Source organism: Devosia sp. MC532, assembly GCF_016461625.1.
Taxonomy (GTDB): Bacteria; Pseudomonadota; Alphaproteobacteria; order Rhizobiales; family Devosiaceae; genus Devosia.
Window position 1 is genome coordinate 126,626 of sequence record NZ_JAEMNZ010000001.1, and the last position, 12,823, is coordinate 139,448.

The window sequence follows — 12,823 nt, forward strand, 5'->3', positions numbered from 1 at the left end:
CCTGAATTGGGCGGGGTAGGGGTAGTATGAACGCCGTAGAGATCGAACAGGCTGTATCACAGCTCGCTGAGGCGCCCTTTGACGGCCCCGAGTTCCCGTATGCCTTTCTTCAGGCGTTCGGCAACAAGGAGACCACCCTTCGCAAGCTCCGCGCCGGCAACACCAACAAGTCCGACGTTGGTGGCGTTCTGCAGACCAACAATATCCATATCGCCGTTGCGCCAGCCGGTCAGGTGGGTGCTATCCTGCAGACACTTCGCGACAGCTTGGCGACCACCAAGGCGAAAGCCAAGTTCATCCTTGCCACCGATGGCGATACGCTGGAGGCAGAGGATCTCGTCAGCGGGGAAACGATCGCCTGCGACTATACAGATTTCCCCAACCACTTCGGCTTCTTCCTGCCTCTGGCCGGCATCACCACCGTCAAGCAGATTCGCGAAAGCTCGTTCGACATCCGGGCAACCAGCCGGCTGAACCGGCTGTACGTCGAGCTACTCAAGGACAACAAGGACTGGGCTAAAGACCCCACTGCCATGAACCATTTCATGGCGCGCCTGATCTTCTGCTTCTTCGCCGAAGACACCGACATTTTCCTGGGCACCCAACTGTTCACATCCACCATCGAGAAGATGAGCGATCGAGACTCGACCAACACCCATGAGGTGATCAGCGAGATCTTCCGGGCCATGAACACCCGTCACACCGAGCGGGGGGCTGATATTCCTCGTTGGGCTGCAGCGTTCCCGTATGTGAACGGTGGCCTTTTTGCCGGCGACACCGAGACGCCCCGGTTCAGCCGGATTGCCCGCAGCTTCCTAATGCACATCGGCAATCTCGATTGGCGCAAAATCAATCCGGACATCTTCGGGTCGATGATCCAGGCTGTTGCCGACGACGAGGAGCGCGGCGCCCTGGGCATGCACTACACCAGCGTGCCGAACATCCTGAAGGTTCTCAACCCGCTCTTCCTCGACGACCTGCGCGCCCAGCTGGAGGCAGCTGGCGACAGCCCTGCCAAGCTCCGGAACCTCCGCAAGCGCCTCGCCAAGATCCGGGTGTTCGATCCAGCATGCGGATCGGGCAATTTCCTGGTGATCAGCTACAAGGAGCTTCGGGCGATCGAGGCCGAGATCAACCGGCGGCTCGGTGATCAGGACCGCCGCACGGATATCCGCCTGACGAACTTCCGTGGCATTGAACTGCGGGAGTTCCCGGCGGAGATTGCGCGGCTGGCACTCATCATCGCCGAGTACCAGTGCGATGTGCTGTACCGCGGTCAGAAAGAAGCCTTGCTGGAGTTCCTGCCACTCGACTCGGACAACTGGATCACCTGCGGCAACGCTCTGCGGTTGGATTGGCTGAGCATCTGCCCGCCGACCGGCAGCGTCGTCAAGCACAGGTCGGATGACCTGTTGCAGGAGCCACTGGATCAGCCGGAAATCGACTTCGAGAACGAAGGCGGCGAAACCTATATCTGCGGCAACCCCCCTTACATCGGCAGCAAGTGGCAATCGCCAGAACAAAAAGCCGACTTGGCGCAAGTCTTTGATGGCCAGGTGGAGGGATGGAAGGTGCTCGACTACGTGGCCGCGTGGTTGATGAAGGCGGCCGAATATGGCGAGCATACTGACACTTCGTCAGCATTCGTGATGACAAATTCTGTTAACCAAGGACAGCAGGTGGCAGTTCTTTGGCCCGCGATCTACCGGACGGGCTGCAGGATAGTTTTCGCTCACACCTCGTTCCGTTGGGCAAACTTGGCAAGTCACAACGCGGGTGTAACCGTAGTAATTGTGGGCATAGGACGGAACAGGACGAAGACCCGGCGCCTGTATTCCGTCTCTGATGACGGTGGAACGGTTGCTAAAGAGGTCGCAAACATAAATGCCTACCTGATTAGCGGCGACGACATTGTTGTTAGCCCCGCCAATAGAAGTCTTTGTTCCCTGCCTGAGATGACGCGTGGGAACTCACCTACAGATGGGGGTAACCTAGTACTTGAGCGTCACGAACTGGAACAACTAGCGCTGAGTGAAGATCTTCGGAAAAGATACATCAAGCCCTTTGTGGGATCCCGCGAACTGATTGCAGGGACACACCGATATTGCATTTGGATTGACGACGATGCCCGTGAGCAAGCTGAAGCAATTCCGTCGCTCGCAAGGCGCATTGAAGGCGTCCGCAGATTCCGGAATGCCAGTAAGAAGGCTTCGACTGTGAAAGCCGCCGATTGGCCGCACAGATTTGACGAAAGAAAGCCGGTCCCGTCGTCTCCGGTGGTTTGCGTGCCGGTCATCAGCTCAGAGAACCGGCCGTACCTCCCAGCGAGCCTTTTACCTGCTGGGACAGTCGTATCCAACAAAGCATTCACAATGTCTGGCGAGAATTTATGGTCTCTGGCCATTATTTGCTCGCGCCTGAATCTAGCTTGGGTGTCAGCAGTGTGTGCCAGGATGCGCACAGATTTTTCGTACACAAACACATTGGGCTGGAACACCTTCCCGGTTCCCTCGCTTACCGAAAAGAACAAGGCTGACCTAACCAAGTGTGCCGAGGACATCCTTCTGGCGCGAGAGGCACATTTCCCGAAAACGATAGCGGATCTCTATGATCCCGACGAAATGCCGGATGACCTTCGGGCGGCCCATGACCGCAACGATGAGGTGCTCGAGCGCATCTATATCGGCCGGCGCTTCCGGAATGATACCGAGCGCCTCGAGAAGCTCTTCGACCTCTACACCAAGATGACGGCCAACTCGCAGGCATCAGCCGGGCGAACCAAGAGGGCACGCGCATGACCATCAACATCAAGTCCGTTCCCACCGTTTCCGTCGCCTATGGCCGCACTGGTGCATCAACCAAGTCCAACGAGCTCGGCATGCGCACCATGCAGGAGCGGGCCTATGAGAAGCGGGGCGAGCAGTACCTGCTGATCAAGTCGCCGCCGGCATCGGGCAAGAGCCGGGCGCTGATGTTCATCGCGCTCGACAAGCTCCATAATCAGGGCGTGAAGCAGGCGATCATCGTGGTGCCCGAAAAGTCCATTGGCGCCAGCTTCAACGACGAGCCGCTGTCCGACTACGGCTTCTGGGCGGACTGGGCGGTCGTGCCGAAGTGGAACCTGTGCAACGCGCCTGGTGGTGATGATGGCAAGGTCGGCGCAGTCGGCACCTTCCTCGCCAGTGGCGACCAGGTGTTGGTCTGCACCCATGCAACTTTCCGGTTCGCCGTAGACAAGTTCGGCGTCGAGGCGTTCGACGATCGCCTCATTGCCATCGACGAGTTCCACCATGTTTCCGCCAACCCGGACAACAAGCTGGGTTCGCACCTAGTGCAGTTCATGGCCAGGGATCGCGCTCACATCGTCGCCATGACGGGATCCTACTTCCGCGGCGACTCGGAGGCCGTGCTTACGCCGGAGGACGAGCAGAAGTTCGAGTCCGTCACCTACACCTACTATGAGCAGCTCAACGGCTATGAGCACCTCAAGCAGCTCGACATCGGATACTACTTCTATTCCGGCTCCTATGCGGACGACATCCTGAAGGTCCTCGATCCCAACGAAAAGACCATCGTGCATATCCCGAGCGTCAACTCGCGGGAGAGCACCAAGGACAAGATCAAGGAGGTCGAGCACATCCTGTTCTCGCTGGGTGACTGGGAAGGCGTCGACCAGGCCACCGGTTTCCAGCTTGTCCGCACACCTGAAGGTAAACTGCTCCGGATTGCCGATCTGGTGACCGACGACGTGGGCGTTCGGGACAAGGTGTCGGCTTCGCTCAAGGATCCGGCGCAGAAGAACAATCGCGACCACGTCGACATCATCATCGCGCTCGGCATGGCCAAGGAGGGTTTCGACTGGATCTGGTGCGAGCATGCCCTCACCATCGGGTACCGCGCCAGTCTGACCGAGATCGTGCAGATCATCGGCCGCGCCACGCGTGATGCCCCCGGCAAGGCACGGGCCCGGTTCAGTAACCTCATCGCCGAGCCGGATGCTGATAGCCAGAAGGTCTCCGACGCCGTCAATGACACCCTCAAGGCGATCGCAGCTAGCCTGCTGATGGAGCAGGTGCTGGCGCCTCGGTTCGAGTTCAAGCCCAAGAAAGCTCAGAACGAGGCCACGCCCGGCTTCGACTACGGCGAGGGCGGCTACGACCCCGAGAAGTGCAACGTCGGCTTCAACGAGGACACGGGCAAGATCGAGGTCGAGATCAAGGGCCTGCAGGAACCGAAGAGCGAGGAGGCCAAGCGGGTGTGCCGCGAGGACCTCAATGAGCTGATTGCCAGCTTTGTGCAGGATAAGCCCGCGATCGAGCGTGGCCTGTTCGACCAGGAATTGGTTCCTGAAGAGCTGACGCAGGTCCGGTTCGGCAAGATCATCAAGGATGCATATCCCGGGGCAGACGCCGAGGATATCGAAGCCATCAGGCAACATGCCATGGCGGCCTTCAATCTGGTGCAGCAGGCGAAAAAGGCGGCTGAGGAGGAAAGGTCCGGCCCACAGCTAATTCCTGGCGAGGAAGATAGAGGCCCGAACACCGCATTCGTGGATGGCGTGCGCAAGTTCCTAAACGTGAAGGATCTGGATATTGACCTGATCGACCGGATCAACCCGTTCGGCGAGGCTTACTCCATCATGTCGAAGACCATGAGCGAGGAGCGCCTCCGGCAGATCAAGGCGATCATCGCCGGAAAGAAGGTGAAGCTCTCGATCGAGGAGGCCCGTGATCTGACAAAGCGCGCCGTGCAGTTCAAGCAGGAGCGTGGCCGCCTGCCGTCCATAACCTCGCAAGACCCGTGGGAAGTGAAGATGGCCGAAGGCGTGGCGTTCATGCAGCGCATGAAGGCGGAGGCGGAACGTGGGTAAATTCACCGAGGAAGATGATGCCCTGCTCGAGGAGCTCGGCGTCGTCACAGAAACACAGACAGCTTCCTCGAGGTCGCCCCGTGAAGAGCGGATCATTGCCGGTTTCGAGGACATCCAGAAGTTCGTTGATGCCCATGGCCGGCATCCGCAGCACGGGGAGGGGCGTGACATCTTCGAGCGCATGTACGCCGTCCGTCTCGATCAGCTTCGGAAGCAGGAAGACTGCGTTACGCTGCTTCAGCCTCTGGACCACCAGGGGCTGCTGACCAACGTCTCGCCGGCAACCACCACCATTGACGACCTTGATGATGACGCCTTGCTCGCGGAGCTTGGCCTCTCCGGTGATGACGCAGACGATGATTCCATCACCAACCTTCGGCACGTTCGCTCCTCGGCCGAGAAGAAGGCAGCCGAAGAAATCGCCAACCGCCAGAAGTGCGACGATTTCGCGACCTTCAAGCCGCTGTTCGAGAAGGTACAGCAGGAGTTGGATACCGGGTTGCGCGAAACCCGCCGCTTCGAACGGAAAGCCGAGATCGAGAAGGGGCGCTTCTACATCGTGGCGGGCCAGAAGGCCTATGTCGCTGAGATGGAGGAGCCGTTCACCAACGACCACGGCAACGTCGATGCTCGGCTGCGCGTGATCTTTGACAACGGCACCGAAAGCAACCTGCTCATGCGGTCGCTCCAGAAGGCGCTGCAGCAGGACGAAAACGGTCGTCGCATCATCGAGCCTCATGCCGGCCCACTGTTCTCCGGCGAGGCTGAAGACGGGGACGAGAAGAGCGGCACGATCTACGTTCTGCGCAGCAAGTCCGACCACCCGGACGTAGCCGCAAACCGCATGGTGCTGCACAAGATCGGCGTCACCGGTGGTAGTGTCGAACGCCGCATCGCCAATGCGAAGCTGGATCCGACCTTCCTGCTCGCCGATGTCGAGGTCGTCGCTAGTTACCGGCTTTACAACATCAACCGGTCCAAGCTGGAGAACATCATCCATCGCGTATTCGGCCCGGCGAAGCTGAACATCTCAATCAAAGACCGGTTTGGCAATCAGGTGGTGCCAAGGGAATGGTTCCTGGTGCCGCTCAACGTGGTGGATGAGGCGGTGGAGCGGATCAAGGACGGGACCATAGGTGGGTATCGCTACGACCCTACGTCAGCATCACTCAGTATGGCTTTGGGCGAATAAAATTGGCCTGATATCCCCGAGCGGCCAACTCTTGTGCGGCGCCGGTAAAATAGAAGGAACTGCAGATGCGTCTCGAAACTGCTCACGTTACAAACTTCAGATCCGTAGATGATAGTGAAGAGTTTTCGGTCTCCCCGATCACATGCCTGGTCGGCAAAAACGAAGCCGGCAAGAGTGCAATCCTCTTGGCGATGGCTGCGCTCAATTCACACGCGTCAACTCCGGCTATACTGGACAAAGAGCGCGACTACCCGCGGCGCCTGTTGACCCAGTATGGTGTGCGCCATCCAGAGGAAGACGCGATTGCCATATCGACCACATGGGAGCTGACTTCTCTTGAGATGGCCCAAGTTGCAGCGCTGGTAGGCAGTGGCGTCGTCACCTCCAACAAAGTCAAGATCCTTCGTCGCTATGGCAGCAAGTTGCCTGAGGTCGAGGCTAGTATCAACTACGGCTCTGCGATCAAGTCCCTGTACGAAAAGTTCTCTATCGACGAAGCCGAGGCAGCCACGATAGGCAAGATCGGTACGACCTCAGAACTTATCAACAGGTTGAAGGAACTGTCCGCTCTTACTGATCGTCAGAAAGCCCTGAAGGCGCATCTGGACGAGCATGGCTCCGTGAAGAGTCAGGTGGATGCCCTCATTCGGTCGTTGATGCCCAAGTTCATGTACTTCTCGTCGTACGATCGGATGGATGGTGCAATCCAGATTGAACACACCCGAAATCTGATCAAAAATAATAACATCGAACTTGACCAACATCGCGGGCAGAAGCTTTTCGCCGAGTTCCTCGAGTATGCTGGTGTGCCGATTGGGGAAATCACCAGTGTAAACACCTATGAAACCTTCAACGCTCGCCTACAGGCGGCATCGAACAACATTACCGACCAAATCCTCGAGTACTGGACGCAAAATCCAGACCTTAGCGTTAACGTGCGTGTCGAGCAGGCCCGCTCGGGCGATCCAGAACCGCTGAACTCTGGAACGATAGCTTGGGCTCGCATCAACAACTCCCTCCACCGCGTCGACACGCCGTTCTCAGAACGAAGTGCGGGGTTTGTCTGGTTTTTTTCATTCCTGGTCAAGTTCGCCCAAGTGAAGGACGAGCAGACTCCCGTCGTACTGCTGCTAGACGAGCCGGGGCTAACCTTGCACGGTAAGGCCCAGGCGGATCTGCTGCGGTTCTTCGCGGAAAAACTCGCGCCTCATCACCAGATAATCTTCTCTACCCATTCCCCCTTTATGGTGCCTGCCGACGACTTGCCCTCCGTTCGAATTGTGGAGGATCAAGTAGAAATGAAGGGACCGCGACGCGTGCCCCTTGGCACCAAAGTCCGCAGCGATGTGCTCACGCGTGACCCCGACACAATTTTTCCACTTCAAGGCGCTTTGGGATACGAGATCACCCAATCCCTTTTCGTGGGTAAGCACACCCTTCTAGTTGAAGGCCCGGGTGACATTCTTTACCTGCAGTCCCTGTCAGACGCATTGAAACGAAGGGGCAGGGCGGGTCTTGACGCCAGATGGACCCTTTGTCCGGCCGGCGGCATCGATAAGATCAGGCCCTTCATGTCGCTTTTTGGCGCCAACGACCTGCAAGTAGCGGTGCTGACGGACGAAGCGCAGGGTGACAAGCGTAAAATCGAGGACATGAAGCGCTCGGACATCCTCAAAGCAGGGCATCTCTACACGATGGCCGATTTCCTTGGACGCTCCGAGGCCGACATTGAGGACATGTTCGAGCCAGAGGTATTTGCCTCTATACTGAACGGCACCTATGAACTCGAGGAGCCGAGACGGGCAACCAAAGAGAATCTGTCGGCAGCCAAACCTCATACGGAACGCCTACTCAAGCAAGCAGAGGCTTTCTTCGCCGTGATGCCGCCAAGTGTGCCGAATTTCGACCACTACGCTCCAGCGTTCTGGCTCATAAAAAACCCGAAGTTGCTCGATGCGAAGGGAGCTACCGTCGCTAGGTCCCTCGACCGAGCCCAGAGAGTGTTTGATACGTTCAATAGTCTCTTGGAGTAGGGGCGATGCGCAACCACCCGTTGCGGTTACAAAAACGCGAGTGTCGTTATGGGCTGGTTTGACGTTTTTAAGCGTTCACGTTCGATTCCCGAAGATCCGAATGTTCACGTGCGCTCCAATCTGGAATTCTACCTGAACCTTCCAGATGCGCCTCACTATGCCATCATGATCACCGGGCCATGGGGAGGCGGCAAGACACACTTAGTCAAGAATTTGCTTGGGCAATTGCGATCGTCTGGAACCAAGCACGTTTACGTCAGCCTTTATGGCGTGGGCTCTAAGGAAGAGTTCGACCGAGCTGTTCTTGCGGCGCTCTATCCATTTCTAACCAACAAAGCGGTGAAGGCCAGTTTGGCTGCCATCGGTGGGCTTCTGTCGGTCCTGCGCGTTAGCCTGAAGGGGTCGATTGAAGACTACCTTGAGAGGTTCGATGCCGATGTTTTCGTCTTTGATGACTTAGAGCGGTGCGACGTGAGCTTGATCACCGCGCTGGGCTACGTGAACCCATATGTTGAGCACGGGGACTGCAAAGTCGTCCTTCTGGCGAACGAAGATGAAGTCAAAGAGGATGACAAGCCAGAGTACAAGCGCCGGAAAGAAAAGGTCATTGGCCAGGCGCTGGCTATCGTACCTGATATCGCCCAGGCGATACCTGCGTTCATAGTCAAAATCAAAGATAGGGAAGCCAAGGGGTTCCTTCAGTCGAACATCGATCTCGTAATCGCCATCGCGCGGGAGTCTGACCGTGGAAACCTTAGAGTGGTCCAACAGGCCCTTTGGGACTTCGGGCGCTTCTACAAGGCGCTACCAGTCGAATTCCGCAAGAAGACCGAAAGCCTCCAGACCGTCCTGGGAATATTCTTGGCGCTTGCCATCGAGTTCAAGCTTGGCGCGCTGGATGCCGATGCGATCAAGCAGCGCAGCCGGTATGATGGCATGTTTGGAGATGGGAAAGACAAGCCGTCGGCTTTTAAGATAGCCGCCCGGAAATACCCTGGGGTCGATCTGTACGACACGGTGTTGACTAACGATTTGGTGGTAGAACTTTTTGCGAAAGGATCAATCGACAAGGACTTGATCATATCCAGCCTTGCTGGCAGCCACTTATTCACGTCTCCCGCCAAAGCGCCGTCATGGAGGGTGGTCTGGGAAAAGGAGCTTCTCGATGACGATATCGTCGAGAAGTCGATCGAAGACATGGAGGCGAAGTTCAAAAGCCGTTCATATGTGGAGCGGGGCGAAATCCTGCACGTTTTTGGTCTAAGATTGATACTTAGCGAGCAGGGACTTATTCCGTTCGACAAAAGTACGGTGGTGGGTCAGGGCAGGGGCTATATCGACGAGTTGAAGGCTCAGGGGAAGCTCGGTGCTTACAGCAAGGATCTGGGCGAGGATTTCAGAGCTCATGCCGGCTTAGGTTTCTCCAGCCGGGAAACCGCTGAATTCCGCGAACTACTTGCATACCTTCTGCAGCAACAGGAGGAGGTGCTACAAGACAGCTACCCAGCCCTAGGTGAGGAACTGCTGGACGAAATGGCTGCCGACGACAACCTGTTCTGGCGCCGGATCAATTACAGCAACACCGGTGACACTCGATATGCAAATACACCCATACTAGTCAGTATACCGCCCAAACGCTTTGTCGACAGTGTGTTGGCGCTCTCGGCATCGAACACGCATTCCGCGATGAGGGCCGTGGGCGACCGTTATAAGCACGGCGGTTTGGCAAAGGAACTCAAGGCAGAACGGCCCTGGCTTGAAGAAGTTCGCCAGTTGCTGCTGGAAGAGGCCAACATGGCAGAACCAGTGAAGGCAACGCGCATCAGACAGCTAACCGCCTGGACCATCGACAAGGTCTTGAAGGACATTGAGGCAGCAGAACGAGAAGCTGCTGACGCTCAGGCCAAGACGGATTGAGTTTCGATCAATGTCGGGCGGCGTCCCGGTCAGTGCCAAAATTGATTAACAGCCAGTGCCAAATTCCATTGCACGGGACACTGGTTGCCGTAGGGGGACATTATGTAAAATAGCGCATAATATATATTATGGAACAATCGGATTGGTGAATTCTGATCGGCATCCTATCGATTTGGCAAATGACAGCGCAGAAAGCTAAGGCGAACTGGTTGGCTAACTTGCTCCGTCACGGCTCATGTGACGCCTGCTGCACCGAGCCGTCACTAAAGCTTCCGACACGAAGCGCCAGCGACAAATCTTGGCGTGAGCGTAAAATCCTGCGCAGGCTCTGCTGCAAACTTTGGATCAGTTATGCGGTGCACGAGCCGCTGCGCGATGATATTGCCCAGCTGCACGGAATCCTGAACCACGGTCGTGATCTTCGGCGTGATAACGTCTGCCCATTGCACGGTGTCGATCATGGCCAGCGAAATATCGTCCGGGCATCGGAACCCAAGTTCCTGCATTGCCTGCAAGGCCGCCAGCGCAACCGTATTGTTCGCGCCGATTATGGCTGTGGGCCGCTGCGGCTGCACCAAGAGGTTCATTGCAGCCGCATAGCCGCCAGATCTCGTGAATTTACCATCAACCACATAGGCGGGATTAACCTCGACGCCCGCCCCGGCCATTGTTTGCACAAAGCCTCGATAGCGTTCCGCAGCGGTGTTGAAATGGTCCGGTCCTTTGATGAAGGCGATGCGCTTGTGACCGAGCTGTAGAAGATGCTCTGTGAGCATCGCGCCGGCCATAAAGTTATCCGAGCCCACAAAGTCGCGTTCCAGACCGGCGATCTTCTGGTCAAAACAAACCACGGGAATGTTCAGGGATTGGATAAAATCGACGTAATCCTTGCCCGAGCTGGCCGGTGCCAGTGCTAGACCGGCGATTTTGAGCCCGACAAGATGCTCAATGAGCGCCCGCTCCCGCTCCGGCTGGCCCGAGGTATCCGTGACCAAAACGAAGTGCTCATGGGTGAGTGCGTAGTTCTCTAGCTCACGTCGTATATCGCCAAAAAACGGGTTACCGACATTACCGACAACGAACCCAATCATACGACTACGGCCGCGCGCCAGACTCTGCGCCAGCGGATCAGCCGCATAACCAACGGTCGCAGCAGCGGCACGAATTTTCTCTAACGTAGCCGCACTCACCCGCCCCGGATTGCTGAACGCAAGTGACACGGTGGAAACAGAAACCTCTGCAATTTTGGCAACGTCACGTATCGTGGCCATGCTTTTATCGAACCGTTTCAATTGCTAGAGCGCTGCGAAGATCGAATGATATACGTACCGCTTTCCTGCGCATTTCTAGGCAAAATCGGCCAGACTGCAAGCCCCATTTCCGTGATGTTCGATTTTTGACCCTACCCTTCTTGACAAAGTTAACATCTCAGCAAACTATTACATCGAACCGGTTCGATATGGTTCTGGGAGGAATTGATGGATAGCTCGCTGACGCTGAGCCGCGCCGATGATGGCGCAAGTGGCAAGGCCTGGTTTTCAGAAGATCGCTTTGGGATGTTCATCCACTTCGGTCTATACGCCCTGCCCGCTCGGCACGAATGGGTCATGAACCGCGAGGAAACCTCGCCCGAAGACTACGCCAAGTATTTTGAGAATTTTAATCCGGACCTATACGACCCCAAGGAATGGGCACGACACGCCCGTGAAGCGGGGATGAAATATGTGGTGCTGACTGCCAAGCACCACGAAGGCTTCTGTCTTTGGGACAGTAAGTTTACGGACTACAAGGCGACCAACACTCCATATGGCAAGGACCTCTTGAAGCCATATGTCGAAGCGTTTCGTGCCGAAGGCCTGAAGGTCGGCTTCTACTATTCGCTGATCGATTGGCATCATCCGGAATTCCCGATTGACGGCATTCATGTGCTGCGCAATCACCCTGATGCGCTCGAGATGAACAAGAGCCGCGATATCCGTAAATACGCGGAATACATGCGCAATCAGGTGACTGAGCTCCTGACAGAGTTCGGTGAAATTTCGGTCATTTGGTTCGATTTCTCTTATCCCAACCGCGACTATCGCGGCATGCCCGGCAAGGGCCGGACTGATTGGGAAAGCGAGGAACTTATTGGCCTCGTGCGCCAGCTCCAACCCGACATTATCGTCGGCGACCGTCTCGACCTGCCAACGGATGGGAATTTCCCGAAGGATCTGGCGACCCCGGAGCAATATACGCCGCGCGAAGCCCCAACCATCAATGGCCGCCCGGTGCGCTGGGAAGTGTGCCATACCTTCTCGGGCTCTTGGGGCTATCACCGCGACGAAAGCACGTGGAAGGATGCTGATCAGCTCATCAATATCCTCGTCGACACCGTTGCTCTCGGCGGCAATCTACTTATGAATGTGGGCCCGACAGGTCGTGGCACTTTTGATAAGCGCGCCGTCACTGCGCTTCAGACCTATGGCGAGTGGTTGCATTATAATAGCCGCTCCATTTATGGCGCTGGCCCGTCCAAATATCAGGCACCGAACGGCTGCAAATTCACGCAAAAGGGTAACAGGCTCTATCTGCATTTGCAGACTTGGCCGTTCCGTCATGTTCACATCGCCAATCTGGGCGGCAAGGTGCGCTATGCCCAGCTCTTGCACGATGCGAGCGAGATCCACTGGCTGGACCCTAAGGCGGAAGTTGATAGCAATATCGGGGTCGCTGTCGGCGCCAATATGCTGACTTTGGAGCTACCGGTTCTCAAGCCAGACATGGTGTCGCCCGTCGTAGAACTCATTCTCCACGACGAGGCATAAGACA

At 56.6% G+C, this 12,823-nt stretch carries 7 protein-coding genes; 6 read left to right on the top strand and 1 reads right to left on the bottom strand.

What is annotated here, in order from left to right:
* Positions 1–26: 26 nt before the first annotated feature.
* From JHC09_RS00595 to JHC09_RS00615, 5 genes are all read left to right on the top strand, one after another.
* Entirely contained in the window at positions 27–2,798 is a 2,772-nt protein-coding gene (locus JHC09_RS00595) for a class I SAM-dependent DNA methyltransferase (RefSeq protein ID WP_199530408.1), read from the top strand.
* Complete coding sequence (locus JHC09_RS00600) at positions 2,795–4,870, top strand: DEAD/DEAH box helicase (protein WP_199530409.1); 2,076 nt, start codon at positions 2,795–2,797, stop codon at positions 4,868–4,870. The genes JHC09_RS00595 and JHC09_RS00600 overlap by 4 nt, the downstream gene beginning before the upstream one ends.
* The gene (locus JHC09_RS00605; RefSeq protein WP_199530410.1) at positions 4,863–6,062 is read left to right on the top strand and encodes a GIY-YIG nuclease family protein; all 1,200 of its coding nucleotides are present in this window, start codon (positions 4,863–4,865) and stop codon (positions 6,060–6,062) included. Before JHC09_RS00600 ends, JHC09_RS00605 begins: the two co-directional genes overlap by 8 nt.
* Before the next feature lie 65 nt (positions 6,063–6,127).
* Positions 6,128–8,095 (top strand): AAA family ATPase, encoded by a 1,968-nt coding sequence (locus tag JHC09_RS00610; RefSeq protein ID WP_199530411.1) that lies wholly within the window; start codon positions 6,128–6,130, stop codon positions 8,093–8,095.
* Positions 8,096–8,143: 48 nt separating this feature from the next.
* Positions 8,144–10,012, top strand: coding sequence for a P-loop NTPase fold protein (locus JHC09_RS00615; RefSeq protein ID WP_199530412.1), 1,869 nt, complete (start codon positions 8,144–8,146; stop codon positions 10,010–10,012).
* Between the two features lie 263 nt (positions 10,013–10,275).
* Here JHC09_RS00615 and JHC09_RS00620 read toward each other — a convergent pair whose 3' ends face one another.
* Entirely contained in the window at positions 10,276–11,283 is a 1,008-nt protein-coding gene (locus JHC09_RS00620) for a LacI family DNA-binding transcriptional regulator (protein ID WP_199530413.1), read from the bottom strand.
* 207 nt (positions 11,284–11,490) lie between these two features.
* On the opposite strand from JHC09_RS00620, the gene JHC09_RS00625 reads away from it, so the two are divergent.
* Positions 11,491–12,819 (top strand): alpha-L-fucosidase, encoded by a 1,329-nt coding sequence (locus JHC09_RS00625; protein ID WP_199530414.1) that lies wholly within the window; start codon positions 11,491–11,493, stop codon positions 12,817–12,819.
* Positions 12,820–12,823: the final 4 nt, after the last annotated feature.